Origin of the sequence: Natronomonas gomsonensis (genome assembly GCF_024300825.1) — an archaeon.
Classification (GTDB): Archaea; Halobacteriota; Halobacteria; order Halobacteriales; family Haloarculaceae; genus Natronomonas; species Natronomonas gomsonensis.
The window spans coordinates 1-19,913 of sequence record NZ_CP101324.1 but is presented as its reverse complement, the minus strand read 5'-3'; the positions used below and the strand labels follow the sequence as shown (position 1 = coordinate 19,913).

Annotated in this window: 18 protein-coding genes; 8 read left to right on the top strand and 10 right to left on the bottom strand. The window is 59.6% G+C overall.

Annotated elements, in window-relative coordinates:
* Positions 1–20 precede the first annotated feature (20 nt).
* Together acnA and NMP98_RS18925 are read right to left on the bottom strand one after the other, a co-directional pair.
* A complete protein-coding gene (acnA, locus tag NMP98_RS18930) occupies positions 21–2,804 on the bottom strand; it encodes an aconitate hydratase AcnA (RefSeq protein WP_254861394.1) in 2,784 nt (927 codons plus the stop codon).
* A gap of 71 nt (positions 2,805–2,875) precedes the next feature.
* Positions 2,876–3,073: a heavy-metal-associated domain-containing protein gene (locus NMP98_RS18925; protein ID WP_049938510.1), complete on the bottom strand. Its 198-nt coding sequence runs from the start codon at positions 3,071–3,073 to the stop codon at positions 2,876–2,878.
* A 134-nt stretch (positions 3,074–3,207) separates the two neighbouring features.
* Here NMP98_RS18925 and NMP98_RS18920 point away from each other — a divergent pair, with 134 nt between their 5' ends.
* The 4 genes from NMP98_RS18920 (at position 3,208) to NMP98_RS18905 (ending at position 7,739) form a co-directional block, all read left to right on the top strand.
* The gene (locus NMP98_RS18920; protein WP_049986206.1) at positions 3,208–3,798 is read left to right on the top strand and encodes an AsnC family transcriptional regulator; all 591 of its coding nucleotides are present in this window, start codon (positions 3,208–3,210) and stop codon (positions 3,796–3,798) included.
* Between the two features lie 94 nt (positions 3,799–3,892).
* A complete protein-coding gene (locus NMP98_RS18915) occupies positions 3,893–6,499 on the top strand; it encodes a heavy metal translocating P-type ATPase (protein ID WP_004594598.1) in 2,607 nt (868 codons plus the stop codon).
* A gap of 17 nt (positions 6,500–6,516) precedes the next feature.
* Positions 6,517–6,741 carry a DUF7123 family protein gene (locus NMP98_RS18910; protein WP_004594599.1) on the top strand — a complete coding sequence of 75 codons (225 nt, stop codon included), beginning with the start codon at positions 6,517–6,519 and terminating at the stop codon, positions 6,739–6,741.
* Positions 6,738–7,739: a DUF63 family protein gene (locus tag NMP98_RS18905; protein ID WP_050050397.1), complete on the top strand. Its 1,002-nt coding sequence runs from the start codon at positions 6,738–6,740 to the stop codon at positions 7,737–7,739. The genes NMP98_RS18910 and NMP98_RS18905 overlap by 4 nt, the downstream gene beginning before the upstream one ends.
* A 200-nt stretch (positions 7,740–7,939) precedes the next feature.
* Here the strand turns inward: NMP98_RS18905 and NMP98_RS18900 are convergent, their stop codons facing one another.
* The 4 genes from NMP98_RS18900 to NMP98_RS18885 form a co-directional block, all read right to left on the bottom strand.
* The gene (locus tag NMP98_RS18900; RefSeq protein ID WP_004048656.1) at positions 7,940–8,257 is read right to left on the bottom strand and encodes a hypothetical protein; all 318 of its coding nucleotides are present in this window, start codon (positions 8,255–8,257) and stop codon (positions 7,940–7,942) included.
* A gap of 272 nt (positions 8,258–8,529) precedes the next feature.
* Positions 8,530–9,234, bottom strand: a complete 705-nt coding sequence (locus NMP98_RS18895) for a DUF7546 family protein (RefSeq protein WP_123624180.1) — start codon at positions 9,232–9,234, stop codon at positions 8,530–8,532.
* Positions 9,235–9,267: 33 nt separating this feature from the next.
* Positions 9,268–9,849: a helix-turn-helix transcriptional regulator gene (locus NMP98_RS18890; RefSeq protein WP_004048657.1), complete on the bottom strand. Its 582-nt coding sequence runs from the start codon at positions 9,847–9,849 to the stop codon at positions 9,268–9,270.
* A gap of 125 nt (positions 9,850–9,974) precedes the next feature.
* Positions 9,975–11,363, bottom strand: a complete 1,389-nt coding sequence (locus NMP98_RS18885) for a permease (RefSeq protein ID WP_049986199.1) — start codon at positions 11,361–11,363, stop codon at positions 9,975–9,977.
* Positions 11,364–11,691: 328 nt separating this feature from the next.
* Here NMP98_RS18885 and NMP98_RS18880 point away from each other — a divergent pair, with 328 nt between their 5' ends.
* Positions 11,692–13,158, top strand: coding sequence for an amidohydrolase family protein (locus NMP98_RS18880; RefSeq protein WP_096396446.1), 1,467 nt, complete (start codon positions 11,692–11,694; stop codon positions 13,156–13,158).
* A gap of 29 nt (positions 13,159–13,187) precedes the next feature.
* On the opposite strand, the gene NMP98_RS18875 is transcribed toward NMP98_RS18880, so the two are convergent.
* Positions 13,188–13,712 carry an ArsR/SmtB family transcription factor gene (locus tag NMP98_RS18875; RefSeq protein ID WP_004048660.1) on the bottom strand — a complete coding sequence of 175 codons (525 nt, stop codon included), beginning with the start codon at positions 13,710–13,712 and terminating at the stop codon, positions 13,188–13,190.
* Between the two features lie 201 nt (positions 13,713–13,913).
* Between NMP98_RS18875 and NMP98_RS18870 the strand changes: the two genes are divergently transcribed.
* Genes NMP98_RS18870 through NMP98_RS18860 form a run of 3 tightly spaced genes read left to right on the top strand, consistent with a single transcriptional unit; the run spans position 13,914 to position 16,735 of the window.
* A complete protein-coding gene (locus NMP98_RS18870; RefSeq protein WP_049986810.1) occupies positions 13,914–14,129 on the top strand; it encodes a heavy-metal-associated domain-containing protein in 216 nt (71 codons plus the stop codon).
* A gap of 4 nt (positions 14,130–14,133) precedes the next feature.
* Complete coding sequence (locus tag NMP98_RS18865) at positions 14,134–16,053, top strand: heavy metal translocating P-type ATPase (protein WP_096396445.1); 1,920 nt, start codon at positions 14,134–14,136, stop codon at positions 16,051–16,053.
* A gap of 28 nt (positions 16,054–16,081) precedes the next feature.
* Positions 16,082–16,735, top strand: coding sequence for a hypothetical protein (locus tag NMP98_RS18860; RefSeq protein WP_096396444.1), 654 nt, complete (start codon positions 16,082–16,084; stop codon positions 16,733–16,735).
* 36 nt (positions 16,736–16,771) lie between these two features.
* On the opposite strand, the gene NMP98_RS18855 is transcribed toward NMP98_RS18860, so the two are convergent.
* The 3 genes from NMP98_RS18855 to NMP98_RS18845 form a co-directional block, all read right to left on the bottom strand.
* Positions 16,772–18,004, bottom strand: a complete 1,233-nt coding sequence (locus tag NMP98_RS18855; protein ID WP_254861393.1) for a site-specific integrase — start codon at positions 18,002–18,004, stop codon at positions 16,772–16,774.
* Positions 18,005–18,385: 381 nt separating this feature from the next.
* Positions 18,386–18,874, bottom strand: coding sequence for a DUF7970 domain-containing protein (locus NMP98_RS18850; RefSeq protein ID WP_254861392.1), 489 nt, complete (start codon positions 18,872–18,874; stop codon positions 18,386–18,388).
* A complete protein-coding gene (locus NMP98_RS18845) occupies positions 18,867–19,739 on the bottom strand; it encodes a ParA family protein (RefSeq protein ID WP_254861391.1) in 873 nt (290 codons plus the stop codon). Before NMP98_RS18845 ends, NMP98_RS18850 begins: the two co-directional genes overlap by 8 nt.
* Between the last annotated feature and the right edge of the window lie 174 nt (positions 19,740–19,913).

Genomic DNA, 19,913 nt, shown 5'->3' with positions numbered 1-19,913 from the left:
ATAGAGTCAGTTGAGAGAGATTATCGCGTGAGGAGCCGTCTAAGGACGTAGTGGAGGATGCCGCCGTGTTCGATATAGGTCACGGCGGCCGGCGTGCCGACCTGTGCTGTGACCGGGAACTCGACAGTCGACCCGTCCGCACGCTCGGCGATAACGGTCAGTTCGTCCATCACGTCGAGCCCGTCATCGAGGCCGTGGATCGTGAAGATCTCCGACCCATCCAGACCGAGAGATTCCCACGAGTCGCCATCATCGAACTGCAGGGGGAGCACACCCATGCCGACGAGGTTGTCGCGGTAGATGCGCTCGTAACTCTCGGCGATGGTTGCGCGAACACCGAGTAGGTCCGTTCCTTTCGCCGCCCAGTCCCGGCTGGAGCCGGTACCGAACTCTTCGCCCGCCATCACGACGAGCGGGACTCCCTCCTCGCGGTAGCGCTGGCTGGCTTCGAACACGGTCGTCTGCTCGTCGGTTGGGTGGTGGATCGTATAGCCACCCTCGACATCGTCGAGCATCTCGTTCTCGATGCGGACATTGGCGAACGTTCCCCGCATCATCACCTCGTGGTTGCCCCGGCGCGCGCCGTAGGTGTTGAACTCGTGCGGCTCAACGCCGTTATCGAGCAGCCACTGGCCGGCAGGGAGGTCAGATCCGAAGGGGCCAGCAGGGCTGATGTGGTCGGTCGTAACGGTATCGCCGAGTGTCAGCAGGCAGCGTGTATCCTCAATATCGGCGACGCCGGGTTTCTCGAGGGGGAAGTCTTGGAAGAACGGCGGCTCTCGGATGTATGTCGAGTCGTCGTCCCACTCGTAGACGTCACCTGTGGGCGCGTCGAGAGCAGCCCACCGCTCGTCACCCTCGAACACAGAGGCATACTTCTCCTCGAACATCCCAGGAGAGACGTTCTCGTGGATTGCTGCCTGCACGTCCGCTGCGTCGGGCCAGATGTCCGCCAGATACACCGATCCCCCCTCCTCGTCGGTGCCTAGCGGCTCGTTCTCGAGGTCGACGTCCATCCGCCCTGCGAGGCCGTAGGCGACGACGAGCGGCGGGCTCGCGAGGTAGTTCGCGCGGATCTTCGGGTGAATACGCGCCTCGAAGTTCCGATTTCCGGAGAGGACGCTCGTCGTCCAGAGGTCGTGGTCGTCGATCGCTTGCTCGATGGGATCGGGAAGTGGTCCGGCGTTCCCGATACAAGTGGTACAGCCGTAGCCGACGACCGCGTACCCGAGCTCTTCGAGATACGGAAGCAGGCCCGATTCCTCGAGGTACTGCGTGACGACGCGACTGCCGGGTGCGAGACTCGTCTTGACGTACGGCGGGACATCTAAACCTTTCTCGACGGCGTTCTGGGCAAGCAGACCAGCAGCGATCATCACCGACGGGTTCGAAGTGTTCGTACAGCTCGTGATGGCGCTGACGAGGACGTCTCCGTGTCCAATTTCCACTGTCTCACCGTCGAGGTCGACCTCAATGCGTTTGGTTAACGGGTGCAGTTCCGATTCGGGTTCGACCTGAACACCGCCGTCGGTCTCCGCACCAGCTGCATCACCTTCGCCGAGCCACCGCTGTAGGGCGTCTTCGTCGACATCATCGAGGTCGTCTTCGAACTCCCCGTGGAGAAGTCCCCGGAAGCTCTGTTTCACGTCCCCCATCGGAATCCGGTCCTGTGGCCGCTTATGTCCGGCGAGACTCGGCTCAACAGTCGAAAGATCGAACTCGACCACCTCGGTGTATTCCGGTTCCTGTTCTCCGAATAGCCCTTGCGCTTCGAGGTACTCGCGAACAAGGTCGATGTGGGCGGGGTCACGCCCGGTGAGTTCGAGATACTCGAGCGTCTGCTCGTCGACCGGGAACATACTGATCGTCGAGCCCTGTTCGGGCGCCATATTGGCGATCGTGGCCCGGTCGGGGACTGTGAGATTCTCCACACCAGGACCGAAGAATTCGACGAACCGGTCGACGACGCCGACCTCGCGGAGCCGTTCGGTGATGTGGAGCACGAGATCCGTCGCCGTCGCGCCCTCGGGTAATTCGCCTTCGAGGCGGACGCCGACGACCTCGGGAAGTTTCATCGTGACCGGCTGACCGAGCATTGCCGCTTCCGCTTCAATGCCGCCGACGCCCCAGCCGACCACACCGATGCCACCGATCATTGGGGTGTGGCTGTCCGTGCCGACGAGTGTGTCCGGCAGGAGCCATTTCTCACCGTCTCGCTCGCGGGCGTGGACGACCCGGCCCAGATGCTCGAGATTCACCTGGTGGACGATGCCGGTCCCCGGCGGGACGACGTTGAAGTTCTCGAAGGCGTTCTGCGCCCACTTGATCGCGCGATACCGTTCGGCGTTGCGCTCGTACTCCAGTTCGACGTTCTTCTCGTAGGCGTCCTCGGAGTCGAAGTAGTCGACTTGGACGCTGTGGTCGATTACGAGATCAATAGGGATCTCTGGTTCGACCAGGGTCGGGTCCCGATCTTTGCGGTCGACTTCGGATCGAAGGGCCGCCAGGTCGACAACTGCGGGCACGCCAGTGAGATCCTGTAGGACGACTCGTGATGGAGAGAACGGAACCTCTGCGTCCGGTACGTCTGGCTTCCAGCCAGCAGCATTCTTGACATCCGCTGCAGTAACAGTTTCGCCGTCGGCGTTCCGGAGCACCGACTCAAGCAGAATACGGATGCTCACAGGGAGCGTGTCGAGGTCACAGAGCCCCTGCTCTTCGAGTGCTCGAAGATCGGCCATCTTGTACGTCGTCCCGTCGACGTCGAGCTCGCGGACGGCATCGAACGGAAGTGTATCAGTCATAGTATCTACACCTGGGATTGGCAGTCGTATCAATCCCTCTCCGAATCCGATTCGACGAGAATCGGGATTTGTTACGCAGAGGCATCGTATCCAGCGTCTTCGACCACAGTCACAAGCTCATCCCGTTCAGCGGACCCCTCGACCGTCGCGGATTCTGAGTCACGATCCGCAGTAGCAGACGTAACCCCCTCAACTTCTTCGAGTGCCTCTTCGACGGTCTGCTCGCAATGTTCACAGGTCATTCCTTCGACGGTGATTGTCTGAGTCATATCCATTCGTAGATAGGGGCGAGTATTCTATGTGGTTTTCTGCTTAGAATCCAATGTTGTCGCAGCCCTGGATCACCGATTTCGAAGGTGTGTTGTGGGCAACAATAATGTATCCTGCGAGACGAAGCGGTCGTATGCGCAATTTGGATGAAACCGACTTAGAAATCCTCTCGTTACTCGCTGATGACGCCCGCCGCCCGTTCAGCGATATTGGCGAGGAGGTCGACTTGTCGGGGCCAGCCGTGTCTGACCGGGTAAAGCGATTACAGGAAGCTGGCATCATTAACAACTTCACGATTGACGTCAACCGGGCTCATCTCCGAGCTGGTGTACCGGTATTTATTCAGGCCGAAATCGGCTCAGCGTCGTTGGAGGCCGCCCGCGAGCGGGCTCGAGAGTCAGATGGCGTTGAACACGTCTTCACGACCTCCGAAGGAGATCTTTGGTTCTATGCCCGTGTTGAAGCCCAGAACGTACGTCAGTGGGTAGATGGACTCTTTAACGAGATCGATGTAGCAGATTACACCGTCACGCTAATTGACGAGCTTGAATGGACGCCGTCCGTTGATGGCGTCGAATTTGCACTCACCTGTGCTGAATGTAACAATACCGTTGATAATCAAGGTGAAACGACGAGAATCGACGGAGAGATCTATCACTTCTGTTGTCCGTCCTGTCTCACACGGTTCGACGATCGGTATCAGCGACTCGAAGAGGGAGCGTAACGCTGTCTTTGGAATCCAAATTTTCCTGCAGTCGAAACCCCGCCTCTCGAAGCAGTAAATCGCCTAAACCTAGACCCCGTATAGTAGAACAAGCATGACAAGCCAAACAATCCATCTTGATATCACGGGAATGTCCTGCGCCAACTGTTCGGCGACGATCCAGGACACTCTCGAATCGCTCGACGGGGTATCGGAGGCGGATGCGAACTTCGCCACCGACGAGGGTTCCGTCACCTACGACCCTGAAGAGGTATCGCTCAAAGAAATCTACGACGCGATCGACGAGGCCGGGTACGGCGCAGTCTCTGAGACGGTAACGATTGCCATCTCCGATATGACCTGTGCCAACTGCGCCGAGACCAACCAAACCGCTCTTGAAAATATTCCGGGCGTCGTTAATGCGGAGGTCAATTACGCAACCGACGAAGCACAGGTCACCTACAATCCTGCGGAAGTATCTATTGGTGCGCTGTACGATGCTATCGAGGAGGCTGGCTACTCGCCCGTCCGCGAAGATGGTGCCGACGAAGAGTCGGGCCAGGACGCACGAGATGCCGCCCGTCAAGCCGAAACTCGGAAGCAACTCAGGTTGACCCTCTTTGGGGCAGTGTTATCGGCACCGTTGCTCTTCTTCCTCATCGACAATTATCTGCTCGGTGGCGCGATCGTCCCTGAAGCCGTCTTCGGTGTGGAACTTGGCTGGGTTGAGTTCCTCCTCGCCACGCCGGTACAGGCGATCCTCGGCTGGCCGTTCTATAAGAACTCGTACAAGGCGATCGTGAAGAACGGCCGCGCCAATATGGACGTGCTGATTGCGATCGGTTCAACAACGGCCTATCTATACTCTGTGGCAGTCCTTGCTGAACTCATTGCAGGTGGACTTTATTTCGACACGGCAGCCCTCATCCTCGTGTTCATCACGTTGGGTAACTATCTCGAAGCTCGGTCGAAGGGCCAAGCGGGTGAGGCCCTCCGAAAGCTCCTCGAAATGGAAGCCGAAACGGCGACCATTGTCCGCGAGGACGGCAGTGAAGAAGAAGTTCCGCTTGAAGAGGTCACAACTGGTGACCGGATGAAAATTCGTCCAGGTGAGAAGATTCCCACAGACGGTGTCGTTGTCGACGGTCAGTCTGCCGTCGACGAGTCAATGGTCACTGGCGAATCTGTGCCTGTCGAGAAAGAGGAGGGCGATGAGGTCGTCGGCTCGACGATTAACGAGAACGGCGTCCTTGTCGTGGAGGCGACGAAGGTTGGAGAAGACACGGCCCTCCAACAGATCGTCCAGACAGTCAAGGAGGCCCAGTCGCGCCAGCCCGACATCCAGAATCTCGCCGACCGCATCTCCGCGTACTTCGTGCCTGCGGTCATCGCGAACGCCCTTCTCTGGGGTGTCGTCTGGTTCCTGTTCCCCGAGGCTCTCGCTGGCTTCGTCGACTGGCTCCCGCTGTGGGGTCAGGTTGCTGGCGGCCCGGCCCCGGTCGGTGGGACCGTTTCAGTCTTCGAGTTCGCGATAATTGTCTTCGCGTCCTCGATCCTCATCGCCTGTCCCTGTGCGCTGGGGCTGGCGACGCCCGCAGCGACGATGGTCGGGACGACGATTGGTGCCCAGAACGGCGTCCTGTTCAAGGGCGGTGACATCCTCGAACGAGCGAAAGACGTCGATACAGTCGTCTTCGACAAGACGGGCACACTCACCGAAGGGGAAATGGAACTCACCGACGTGGTCGTCTTTGATAGCGATGGAAATGTGGTGACTGACGGTGGCGAGCCGACCCCAGATGGTGGACAGCTCAGCACCCGTGAGCGCCTCTCAGAGGATGATGTGCTTCGACTGGCGGCGATAGCTGAAAGCGGCAGCGAACACCCGCTCGCCCGTGCAATCGTCGAAGGGGCCGAAGAACGCGGCCTGGACGTGACTGAGCCTGACGACTTCGAGAACGTTCCGGGCCACGGGATCAAAGCAGTCATTGGTGACAGCGAGGTGCTGGTCGGCAACCGCAAGCTGCTGCGGGACAACGGGATCGACCCCTCTCCCGCTGAGGAGACGATGGAACGCCTCGAGAACGAGGGGAAGACGGCGATGCTGGTCGCCTACGAGGGGGAGCTCGTGGGTGTGGTCGCCGACGCCGACACAGTGAAGGAAAGCTCCAAGCAGGCTGTCACAGCACTCCAGGAGCGGGGAGTTGACGTGATGATGATTACGGGCGACAACGAGCGAACTGCCCGTGCGGTCGCTAAACAGGTGGGTATCGACCCGAAGAACGTCCGCGCAGGAGTCCTTCCTGAGGACAAGTCCAACGCGGTCGACAGTATTCAAGACGAGGGCCGGCAGGCGATGATGGTCGGTGACGGCGTCAACGACGCTCCGGCACTCGCGGTCGCACACGTCGGGACAGCAATCGGCTCCGGCACCGACGTCGCCATCGAAGCTGCAGACGTCACGCTGATGCGAGACGACCCGCTCGACGTGGTAAAGGCGATCCGAATCTCAGACGCGACACTCCAGAAGATCAAACAGAACCTCGTGTGGGCGCTCGGTTACAACACGGCGATGATTCCGTTAGCGTCGCTCGGCCTCCTCCAGCCCGTGCTCGCTGCAGCAGCAATGGCGTTCTCGTCGGTGTCGGTGCTGACGAACAGTCTCCTGTTCCGGCGGTACACCCCCGATCACGACTACAAGCTCTTCGGATTTCTTCGCTAACCGTCACCTCTAGATCAATGTCGAATATTTCCCGGCACACGGTTCGAAGGTACCTCGTCGAGACAGCCAGTAGCGAACCGACATACCTCCGGGCTCGCGAGATTGCCAGCGACCTCGACGGATCTCCCAAGGCAGTCGCGCAGTACCTCAGCCAGCTCCAGGACGAACTCACAATCGTTTCACTCGAACAGTGGGGGCGCTCGAAAAGCACGACGTGGCGATTGGAGGTGAACGGGTCGTGAGTACTGTCACCCGCCGCGTCGAGACTGTCCTTCCGGAGACCGGCTCACGCGAGTGGTGGGCGCTGTACCTGCTGGCCCCGCTCGTCCTTCTCGGTGGGGGCATCCTCGTGTTTCCGACGTTGGTCTACGACCGGTTCATCTGGCAGTATCTCTGGGGACCAGTCGTCGCCGATGCGGCCGGTCAGCCAGTCACGCACGAGGGGATTCGTGCTGTCCAGGGCTACAACGCGGTGAACACGGTAATCTACCTCGCGGCAGTCGTATACAGCCTCCCCGGACTACGTGCGTATCTCGACCAACTCGACGTCACGTTCGACGCACGACTGGCCTACGGGTTCGCTCCGATCATCATCGCAGGTGGGGCGATGCGCGCCCTCGAGGATCTCGGGCTGCTCGGGGACTACGCGGTGTGGTTCATCACGCCATCGATTTACATCGTCGTCACCGCTGTCACCATCCTCGCGCTCGGTGTCGGTGCACTCTTGCGTGACCAAAATATCGGATCTATCCCGCTAACAGTCGGGCTCGTCGGGTCGGTGTGGGCTGTCGGGGCCGTCTGGTGGGCTGTTTGGCACGGCCTCTCGACATCGACCCCACTCCGCCTATGGGTTCCTGTCGCGACGACGGGGATAGCGCTCGGCGTAACCGCACTCTACTACTGGGGCACGAGTTTCGCCAATATCACCCACCTTCGACACCCGCTAATTCTGCTGGCCGTTTTCGGCCAGTTGTGGGACGCTGCGCAGAATCTCATCGGTGTGACGTTCCTCGGCTACTCCCCAAAGCTGGTCGTGACGAATCTCGTGTACCAGGCGACTGGATTCTCCGGATCGACGTTCGTGCTGAAACTCGTCGTGACTGTCGGCATCGTGTGGTATCTCGCCGATGCGAAAGAGGAGATGAATCACACGTGGTGGTGGCTTATGACGTTCTTCATCGGAGCGATCGGACTCCCGATGGGCGTTCGTGGGTCACTTCGGATGCTGTTGGGAGCTTAACGATGGCCTCAAAGATTGGCAAAAACCGATGACTCGAACGTCCAAAATTGCGGTAATAGGTGGAGGGATGGCCGGGCTTGCAGCAGCTGCTGGATTCGACGAGTCGTCCGCCCGAGAGTGTTGGTGTAGTGTGTCATTGTGATCGTTGAGTCAGTAAGTCGAATATCTATCGTGTCAGACGAGGATCCGAACAGGGATCGTTAGCAGCCGTACCCCTGTCCGTTCATCCCCGTCGCGGTGTGATTGTCGTCCGCCATATCTTGGGCCATCTCGTCGACGGTCACGCCCATGTGCGCTTCCATCTCGTCAACGGCATTCGGGCCCATGTAGTCGGTCATGTGACCTTCCATCCAGGCCGCCCAGTCTGCTGCACTACCATCGGCTGGCGTCCCTTCAGCTGCCGTCTCGTTCCCCTGGATCGGTTCGTCACCGTGTGCGCTAACTACCGGGGCGGCAAACGCGAGTCCGACAATCGCGAGCACCACGAGCAGCCATCGTCCGAGGTTTCGGTTGGTCATTGTTTTTCGCCTCAAGTAGTCATACGGTGGGTTCGGAGTTATCTTCGTGGGAGAGAACTCAAACAGGAGAGCGTTCAAGAACGTCTATAACGCCATCTAAACGTTTTCTACTGACGGGATCGTTCATACCTGCCGAATTCGAAAGGATCAGAGGAATGGTGAGAGCAAAGGGGATCCGTCGAGACTGTTCACCTCATTGCGGCGATCCAGACAATAACCACGGTTCAGGCGGCGAGGGAGGCTCGGGTATTGCTGACCACGAACGAGATGGATCAGTTCCCTCGGAACTGGTGATACTGCCTCGTGAGTGCCTGACGATGGTAGAGGATTCCAATTGTCATGAGGAACAGAACGGTCGCAATTTCGTAGCCATACGCACCAAGCAATAACATCGTTGAAGAACCACTCAGTCCGCCTGCAAGTAGTACGGCAAACAACGGGCTAACGCAGGCAGGGCACGCCACAATCCCGACTATTCCTCCGACTGCCGACTGCGAGAAATCAAGCAATGCATCATAGACGAGATACGCCAGCGCGAACAGGCCAACCGCTTGGTAAGGAATGAGCGAGACCGTGATCAGGTCACCTGTATAGACGAAGACCGGACTCCATCCCAAAGATCGACCCCACGTTATTCCGAAGCCGCTTGGTCCAGTGAGCTGCCCGAAATGAGAGGTGCTCGGTCCAAGTAATCCTGAAAAATAAAACATCACGATGAGATATAGAGCAACGACAAGTGCGGCACCAATACGATACACTCGACGTTTCGTTACAGGTCGAGTGTGCCAGATCACCCAGACTGAGGCGGTGAACCAAATAAATGGAAGGACGAAATGGGTCCACCGGCTCCCCATATCTCCTGTGAAATATGCGTACACCAACCCGGCGATCAACTGTGCGGCGAGGAGGAGATTGAGCCACGTGCTTGACTTGAGAACCCGGCTAATGCGATCAGTTTCGAGTGTTGCTTGTGACATGATGGGTAGTGTTAGTATGAATTTCTACGTCTGTTAGTTCTGCAGGTCATCACTCGGATACACGCGGTAGGTTCGACCCTGTCGTTCCCGATACAGCAGCCCGCGCTCCTCGAGTGAACTCACGGTCTGGCTCACTTTACTCTTTGAGAACTCAGATCGATCCCGAAGTTCGATCTGCGTGATTCCAGGCGAGTTCAGGACGGGTTCAAGGACGCGTCGTTCATCATCCGGTAAGAGATCGAGAACGCGCGCTTGCGGATCCGATTCAGGATTGATAGGCGTCGCCGGCGAGGCGTCATCGTCGATCGATGTAGGCGTTGCCTCCGATACCTGATCGGGGTCGATGTGATCCGCTGAGTCGGTTGTCGAATCGATGAGATTCCCTCGAACCACGTAATAGATGCCACCGATACTGCCTGCGACCAGAAGGGTTCCAACCACGTACCAGAGAGGATCTGGACCGTGAATCGCCCCCATAGACGAGTCCATCATCGGCCCCATCGACTGCTCGATAGCGCGACGCTGTTGATAGGCCCGCCAACTGAGTAGTCCGCCAGCCAAGAGGACGAACCCAAGGAGCACACCAACGACGGTATCCGCTGGACGTTGGTTCATATGACATCCCCTTGTTTCGATATCTGACTGCTCATACAATCAATTTTGGCGCGACAGGTGTGACAATTGCGGATTGAAGGTGCGATGATGAAGTGCTTCACAGCGGATGAACCACAGTACATCTATCAGTGATCGTGATCGTGGTTTGTTATCTGCGGGCTTTGATCAGCAAATTCCGTGGGCTCTTCCTCGAATGCCCGCTTACAGGTCTTCGAGCAAAAATAGTACGTCATCCCATCATTGGACGCACTCGGCCCCTCATCGTCGGTCCGCATGCCACACACCGGATCACGATACTGACCTGGTGCGCCGATTCCACGTCGGTAGACATACAGGAGGAACCCGGAGAGCGCGAAGGCGATAATATTGAGGTAGAACGTGTAGTTGAGCTCGAAGTACGTCTGTTCGGTCGCCGTCTCGCCACCGGCCAGATCTGGTACGATGCCGAGGGCGTCGAACAGCAACTCCATGAGGAAGCCAGTGAACGCCATCGTCACGAAGAAGACGCCAAGGATGTACAGCATGATCTTCCAGCCGTAGTACTTCCGGTAGACGTTCAGCACGGGCACGGTGATGAGGTCGGCGTAGACGAACGCGATGATCCCGGCGAAGCTGACGCCACCGCCCCACAGCGCGACGGCGAACGGGACGTTGCCCATACTGCCGACGAAACTGAGGACGGCGATGATGACGCCCATGACGGCGTTCTCGGCAGTCACGAGCAGGCCGTCGCCCTGAATGAACAGCGTGTTCCACACCCACTGCGGGACGAAGACGATGACGAACCCAGAAATAAGGAAGCCGGCGACGATGTCTTTCCAGATCATCGACCACTCCTTGCGGTACTGATTCCCGACCTTGTACCAGCCACCCCACGACAGCAACTCGTCACGCCACCCGCCGCTACTCGACGTCTCCTGGCGATAGGTCTCCATACAGCCCTCCGAGCAGAATTTGAGCGTCTCACCGCCGTCGGTCGTGAGCGTGTACTCGTCTTTCCCCTCCATCCCGCAGGTGGGATCTTCCGTGACGCCCGCCTGGCGGTCGCGCTCGTTGAGCTTCTCGCGGACTTCGTTAAACAGGTTTTCGGGAAGCGTAAGGTGGACGATGGCGGCCATGACGGCGATGAGAATCAGGCCGCCGAGCAGTTCCGCGACGAGGAACTCCCAGCCAAGCAGGATGAGAATCATCAGCCCTAGTTCGACGATGAGGTTCGTCGACGCGAACATGAACGCGAGGAAGTTCACCGCGTGCGCCCCCTTCTTGAACAGGCCCTTCCCGATGGCGACGGCGCCGAAACTACAGCCACTGCTTGCTGCTCCGAACACAGTCGCCTTGGTAAGTCCAGTTAGATCGCCCTCACCCAGCACCTGTGCCATCCGCTCCTTCGAGACGTAGACCTGGACCAGACTCGTAATCGTGAGGCCCATGATGATCGCCCACGCCGCCGTCCAGAGAAATCCGACACCGATACGGAGGGATTCAAGAACTCCGTCGATTATCGTCGCCTGCATAGGTGTATCATTGTAGGGATCATCTATTGCGGTTTTGATTAGAATATGCTGCCTATGAGGGTATCAGTACTATGGTATCGTAACCGTCGGCCATAGATGATCTATCGTGAAGAGGGGAAAACATTGCAAACCTCCACAAGCTCCACGGAATCCGACTTCAGATTCAAAAGGGGAATCTGATTAAATCACGCCGACGTATTAGAGGCTAATGGGACCAGTAGAGACCGATGATATCCCAAATGAGGGGAACACCACCTGGAAGAACAGCCTTCGCCGGCCTGCTCGGTTGTCCAGTACGGTAACTGTCACATCCACTTCCTAATTTACGATGGCTGTCGATCTGGCAATCCATGATGCACTCGTTCTCACAGCCGACGAGCGGAACCGCCTGTACGAGCGCGGCACAGTATGCATCACCGATGGCTGTATCGAAGAAGTCCGACCATCACGTGCAGGAGACGGAGAATTAGAAGCGTCCACCGTTATCGACGGGAACGGGAAACTGGTGATGCCGGGGTTGGTGAACGCCCACACGCACTTGGAGATGACACCGCTCATCGGTGCGTTTAGCGAACTCGAGCTGACGGAGATGCTTGGGAGTGGGACGGCCTTGTTTAACAGATTAGGGAACGGCGAATTCGAGTACCTCGTCGAGGCAGGCGTCGAGCTCGCAGCGCTCAATTTCCTCTTGGGCGGTGTCACGACCGTGAACTCGATGGACGCACGGCCTGCCGCAGGTGCAGAGGCGTTCGGGGAAGCAGGGCTCCGCGGATTTTTCGGCCCGGCGATCTCGGACCTCTTCTGGGACCAACCAGTCGATCAGCAGTTCTCCCGTGCTCGCGAGTTCGTCGAAACGTACCACGACACGTACGAGGGCCGAATCAGGGCGACGATCTGCCCGCACGACGACTGGTCGTGTACCAGGCAGCTGTGGGAACGGACCGCGTCCCTCGCCGCAGAGTACCCGGACCTGCTCGTCCACACGCACTTGCTCGAACTCGAGGAGAGTAACACGATGGCACGAGCGAACGGTGGCGAGGACTCGGTGGGATTGCTCGACGACGTTGGACTCCTGGACGACCGACTGGTCGCTGCTCACTTCCGCCTCGCCGACGAAGAGGACATCCAGCGAACCGCCGAGGCGGACGCGGCTGTTGCGCACTGCCCGTCCGTCTTCTGTTACTGGAATCCGAACGGGGAGACGCAGTGGACGCCCGTTCCCGAGCTTCGAGCCGCCGGCGTCGACGTCGGAGTAGGGATTGACGACCACTACTGGCACGACTCGTACAGCATGTTCGGTGAAGCGCGGCAAGCTCGGCTGGCGGCAAATCTCAAGCGTTCAGCTGGGCAGTTCGACTCGATGGAACTGATACGAATGCTCACTATCGAGGGCGCACGCGCGCTGGGGATGGGCGACGAGATCGGCAGTATTGAAGCGGGAAAGCGCGCGGATATTATCCTCCTCGACGTCGACAAACCGAAGTTCACGCCACGGACCAATATTCCTGCACAGGTCGTGAACAACGCGGTGCCGGCCGACGTCGAGACAGTGATCGTTGACGGCGACGTCGTCCTCCGGAATGGTGTGCCCGAGACAATGGACTCGGACGACGTGCGACAGCGAGTAAATCAGGCTGTCGAACGCTTCATGGACGAGACAGGCTGGGAGTTAGACATTGGTGGTAGTGAACCGCCGACCAGCATCGAGACTGTACGGGACCTCCCAAAGCGTGGCCCTGCGCGACTCCTGACTCGCCTCGCGATGCAATCCGCGCGTGATCGGTTCTCCTTCTAAGACCCTGCCAGCGTAGGGGTGGTTCCCCCTCAGGAATTTCTGTGGGCGCGAACGAACGCACGTCGCAGGACGGTCAGAAGAACGTACGTCTCGTACTTCTGGGTCTGGCAGTGCTCGCAGGGCTGCATATCCTCGACGATCTCCTCAATAGCGTCGTCGTACTCGTCGGTGAGCGTAGTGAGCGCGTCCGTGATCTGGGGCTGGGCAGCGTCGATCATCTCCTCGACGGCGGCGTCGGCCGAATCTGGTAGTGAGTACGAGAGGACGATCGTGTTCGCGTGGTAGTACTTCGTCGTCCCACCACGCCCCTCCTCGAAGCGAACGACGTCGACGAGGCCCGCATCCCGGAGCTCGTTGATGTGATGGCGGACCGTGTTCTCCGTCCGGTCGATGCCGCGATCGTCGAGGCGTTCGTGGACCTCGGTCGCAGTTAGGGCTTCCTCGGACAGAATGTCGAGGACCATCGCCCGCATCGGCTCGTCGATGGCGTCCGAAATCCGAGTGTCTCGCACCGCGATGTCGTCGAGACGGTGGTCGGTATCGGAATCACTCATACGAGAACTGAGCGCGAGCACGCGGGAAAAGGTAGCGGGGCAGGAGTCGGGTAGGTGTCTGTCGAGGTATCCAGTACAGGATGGACCCGCGATAGCGAAAGCCCTAGACGACCCGTTTGACTGTTCCAACGACCCGTCTCCGAATTCAAACATATCATCTAAAAAATACTTATTGGGGTATGGGCACTACCTCAAACTGTAATGAGCGACACAACCCAATTCCGCGTCCTCGACTTCGATTGCCCGACCTGCGCGAGCACCGTCGAACGCGCCCTGTCGAACGTCGACGGCGTCCAGCACGTCGAAGTCCACTACGCGACCGGCCGCGTCGAAATCGAGTACGACGACAACGTCGCGGACCCCGACGTCTTCGCAGAGACCATCGAAAACCAGGGGTACACGCCCCAGCCCGCCTAACACCATGAACAAACAATCGATCACGCAGTACTACCGGAAACACCGGAAGGCCATCGTCACGGCAACGAGCGGCCTGCTCTACGGCGGTGGCTGGAGTCTGGGCTACCTCACGAGTTTTAATACGGCCAGCGCCGCCATCCTCGTCCTGGCGACGCTCGTGGGTGGCTACGACATCGCCAAAACCGCCTACCACGAGGTCACCAACCGGACGCTCGGCATCAAGACGCTGGTGACGCTAGCCGCCATCGGGGCCATCATCATCGGGGAGTACTGGGAGGCCGCCGCCGTCGTCTTCCTGTTCAGCCTCGGCAGCTACCTCGAGGGACGGACGATGCGGAAGACCCGGACTGCCCTCCAGGAGCTGCTGGAGATGACGCCCGACACGGCGACCGTCCGTCGCGACGGGGAACTCCAAGAAGTCCCCGCCCGCGAGGTCGAAGAGGGCGAAGTCGTCGTCGTAAAGCCGGGCGGGAAGATTCCGGTTGACGGCACCGTCGTCGACGGCGAGAGCGCCGTCAACCAAGCACCAGTCACCGGCGAGAGCGCGCCCGTCCACAAGGCCGACGGCGACGAGGTCTACGCCGGGACGGTCAATCAAGAAGGCGCACTGGAGATCCGAACGACGGGTGCGGGCTCGGATACGACGCTCGAACGGATCATCCGCCGTGTCGAGGAGGCCCAAGAGGCTCAGTCGCCGACCGAGAGTCTCATCGACCGGTTCGCGAAGTATTACACGCCGGCCGTCATCGTGCTGGCCATCGGCGCGTATGCAGTCACGCAGAACGCGATCCTGTCGCTGACCCTGTTGGTCATCGGCTGTCCCGGCGCGCTGGTCATCGGGCCACCGGTCAGCATCGTCTCGGCCATCGGCAACGCCGCTCGGTCTGGCGTGCTGATGAAGGGCGGCGAACACCTCGAACGCGCCGGCAAGATCGACCTTGTCGCCTTCGACAAGACCGGCACCCTCACGAAGGGCGAGACCACCGTCGCCGATGTTGAGGGGTTCGGCGTTGCTGATGACGAGGTCCTCTCACTCGCGGCGACCGCCGAGAAGAAGAGCGAACACCACCTCGCTGACGCCATCGTCGACGCGGCCCGCGAGGATCCGACCGCCGCGACGGACGGCGGAACGACGGTCGCCCAAGCGGACGATACGGACGCGGGGCGCCAGTCGGTCCCCGATCCGGATGACTTCGACGTAGTCGCTGGCAAGGGCGTCATCGCCCACGCCGATGGCCAGGAAGTTGTTGTCGGCAACCGCGCACTGCTGGCCGACCGCGACATTGACGTCCCCAGCCGGGTCGCCGACTACGTCCGCGAGCGTGAGGGGCGCGGCGAGACAGTCGTCCACGTCGTTCGGGACGGGGACATCATCGGCGCGATTGCGATGCGGGACGAGCTCCGGGAGGCCGCTCCTGGGGTCGTCGCGGCGCTCCAAGACGCTGGCATCGAGACGGTGATGCTCACCGGCGACAACGAGCGGACGGCCGCTGCCGTTGCCGAGGAGGTCGGTATCGACGAGTACCGTGCTGAACTCCTCCCCGAGGACAAGCAGTCCGTCATCGAGGGCTACCAGGCCGACGGCCACGTCGTCGCGATGGTCGGCGACGGCATCAACGACGCGCCATCGCTGGCGACCGCCGACGTCGGCATCGCGATGGGTGCTGCGGGGACGGACACCGCCATCGAGACGGCTGACATGGCGTTGATGGCCGACGACCTCGAACGAATCCCGTACGCGGTCAAACTCAGCAAGGCGACGCGCTGGAACGTCCTCGAGAACGTCGGGCTGGCAGTGTTGACCGTGACCGTCCTCCTCGCGGGCGTGCTCACCAGCTACGTCACCCTCGCGTCGGGAATGCTGGTCCACGAGGCCAGCGTCCTCCTCGTCATCCTCAACGGGATGCGACTGCTCCGCTACTGACCACGAGACACGATCACAACCACAACTCATGACATCGAATTCGACTGCGACTGACACGACCCAGACGAGAACCAATTGGCAGGTCGACTACGACGTCGACCCGATCGAAATCCGCGACCCCGTCGCGGAGGCCCTCGGCGTCCTCGAACCGGGCGAGCCGTTCGTCGTCACCTACCGGGACGCGGTGAAAGAAGCGGGCCACTCCTGTCCGACAGCCTCGGGCGCCTACCGGATCGTCCAGCTCGGGCTCGACGCCCTGTATCCCGACGACTATCCAGCCCGGAGCAAAATCGAGGTCCAGACGGCCGGCCCGCAGGACGATGCCGCGTACGGCGTGATGAGCCGCATCATCTCGTACGTGACTGGCGCGACCGGCGATGACGGATTCAGCGGGCTCGCCGGCGGCTATGGCGGCCGCCGCGACCTCCTCGTCTTCGACGCGTTCGACCCGGACACGGCGGACCCGACGTTCCGGTTCCGGCGAACCGACACGGACGAGACCGTCGAAGTGGCCTACCACGTCAGCGACGTTCCTGGCGGTGGACCCGCGATCGGGAACCTCCAGGGGATTCTCGACGGATCGGCAAGCGACCAGCAACGGGAGGCCTTTGCTGACGCCTGGCACCGCCGGGTACAGGTCGTCCTCAGCGACGACTCGCTGTTCACCGTCGACGCGGTGTGAACGCAACGGTCTACCCCTCACACTCGAAATATGTTACTACGGTATACTATCGATCTCCTCGAGCGCCTCAGTAGCGACATCACCGAGTTCTCCGGCCTCGATATGTGAATACCGCTCTCTCACCATCTCCTCTGAATTGTCGAGATACCGGGCGGCAACCGTGTATCCGAATGCTCGAACGAGAACTTCACCCATTCCACGCCGGCCGCCGTGTGGAGCAAGGTAATCGTGTTTCGGATGGTCGATGTCTATCTCTGCAGCTTCTGAGAGCCGTTGGAGAATCGATCGTGTGCCGTCCGTCGTAATCGAGGGCGGCCGAATATCCTCATCGAGCGCCAGGAGGAGGTCGCGAGCGTACTCCTCACGGCGTTCGGCGATTGCCTCCGTATGTTCCCCTCGGTCGGCGAGCTCATCCTGGACGAGCCCTGCGAGCGTCCGCTGGTCGAACGTGGGAAACACCGGCCAGCGCCCCGTCGGTGGGTCCATCAGCTGGCGGTAGCTCCGCAGCGGCGAGATCACCGGGTCGGGGAGACTCGCGGCGTCCCATTGCTGTTTCTTCCGGTAGACGTCCATACTCCCCTCGTCAAGCGAGAGGTCCTCCCAGCGGACGCCACGTCGCCGCGGGTCGTTCGGATCCCGGAGAAGTTCCCCAACACGGACGGCCGTGTACGCGAGAACGAACACCAGAGCCCGGTCACGAGCCGCCTTCAGCGCCGCATAGTGCGCTCGCTGCTTGTCGAGGGGGTCAGTACCCTCCGGGAGTGTCGTGTACGCCTCGACGGCGTCGCGGGCCCGTTCGTCGACGTGCCGGGTGAGCGCGTGGCGCTGTTCGGACGTCCAGGCCTGCTGGTCGCCGGGCTTGCGGCCGTCGTCCTCCGGCAGCGGCGCCATCGCACTGGCCCGCTGCGCGTAATGCGCCTCGAGATATCCCTCGTTGACGCACCAGCCACACCAGGCAGAGATATAGCGGTAATAGGTTTGTACTGTGTTCTGCTTGAGTCCCCGATCTCCACCGAGATGTCGGGCGTACTCCCGGAACACGCGTTCGTCGAGATCGTCGAAGGTCGGCTCGCGGTCGATGTCGTCGGGGACGATCCCGGTCCAGTCGTCGGCGCCGCGGTCGCCGGCGGCCCACTCGGCGAACCGTTCGAGCTCGCGTGCAGCGTTACGTCGATAGTTCCCACCGTCGCCGCCGCGGCCTTTCCCCTTGTCCTGGAGGTAGCGCTCGAAGCTGTCTTCGAGTGGCGTCGAAAGCGCTCGATCAGGCATCCACCGGCCCTCCACCGTCCTGCGGGCCCGGTCTCGGTGCCTCTACCCTGGGGGAAGCGCCGTCGTGAGGCGGTTGCAGCATTCGTGCTTACCGGACGGCGGCGAGGTACTTCAAAGTGGTCGTGATTACCGGCGTAATCAGGACCACCGGTGACAGAAGTCTCATACCCATTTTTCCTATGATAGAAGGGTTCTATCCCCCGAAATTCGGATTTGGTCAACGGTATAAATCATATACCGCTATACCAAAACCGCGACCGCCGTTCGGACCCGGTTCCGAGAATAATCGCGAGACTGCAAGCAGATGGCTTGCTACACAATCTGCATAATGTACAATGCGCACGAAATCTAAATGGTGAGGGAAATCGGCCAAATCCAATATTAGTCGTTCGTAGCTTGCTCGCTCAGCATCTCCACAACTTCCTGGACACGTTCCTCATCGGCTTCGATACCACGCTCCCGGAGGATCTGGAGGGCGACCTCATCACCGTGGTCCGCAATTACCCGGAGACACGCATCTTGAAACTCTCTTCCCTCAAATTCGGGAACATCAAACATAGAGCACGCAGCAGTTACCGATGATCGCATCCGGGTGACGCCATCCCACGTGTCCTCCCGGACATAGAAGCCGTGCATATCGGTCTCATCAAAGGAGAAGGCCGGTCCACCGGTGGATTCGTCCACATCCTCCTCATCCTGCTCAGGAGTGGATTCAGTCTCCGACTCTGTGTCCTCAGTAGTTATCTCCTCATCCGGTTGTGGTTCATCCCGGGTGTCAGTACGCTCGTCGGCGTCGTCCGAGCCTACTCCTTCCTCCGTTTGTTTGAGCTGTTCAGCGACGTCCCCGAAACGGTCGTCCTCATTAGGCATGGCTGTGTTCCTCCACGAGGTCCGCTAAGTGGTCGAAATTCGGGATCTGGTCGCAATCTTCGTCGAACTCCGAGACCGGCATTCCTTGCTTGAACGCGCGAGAAATCGCGGTCCGTTCGCGAATCCCTGGCTTCGGAATACTATCGATGGTGCGTCCCGAATCATCGAGGGCATCGAAGATCTCCGAGTCCACACGAGCGTACTCTGGGACGAATGAACCGAACTCTCGGTTGAGATTTTCAACGAGAGTCCGATGCTCGTTGTGTTGCCCCATCGTTTCGCGAATCATATTCGGAGTGACTGCGAGGATATCTAACCCGATATTCTGCCGGATTGGGGAGATCTGGCGTTCAATCATTTTGTTGAGACCGTTGATCGAGCCAGCACGCGGAATTAGCGGGATAATGACGCGCTGGACGGCGATGAGGGCGTTATCGGAAAGTTTCCCACGGCCGCCGGCAGCATCAATTATCACGTAGTCGTATCCGTTTTGAATGAGCGGGTCGACAACGTTCCGCCGAAGCTTCACGTCTGCGAACCGTTCGTCCTTCAGCCTCGTCTCGACGTTCTCAAGCTCGTTGCTCGACGGGAGGAGGTGAACGCCGAAGTCCGTCTCAATAAGCAGGTCTTCGGGGTCTTCACCATCGATAAGGGCGTCACCGAGGTTCGCATCGCGGTCGTACGCATCGTCGTACCCAAGCTGGGTCGTCATGTGCCCGTCCTTATCCAGATCCAATAGTACCGTCTCATGGCCACGAGCAGCGAGTCGATCAGCGATGTTGAGCGCGATCGTGGATTTTCCTACACCCCCCTTGAGCAACGAGACAGCTGCTCCAGGAAGTCCTTCAAACTCGTCAGCACTCATGAGTCAGCACCCCCGCAATGGGTGGATTTTGTACATTTTGTAGACAATCTACATTGTGTAGATTTTGGAGGTTGCGCTCGTTTCGTTGATAATGTGAGTTTTGCCTTGCTCATACGCGGCTAATGAAGTTCACCCACCTTAATTCTGCGTCAGACAAATTGGGCGCGCTATCTA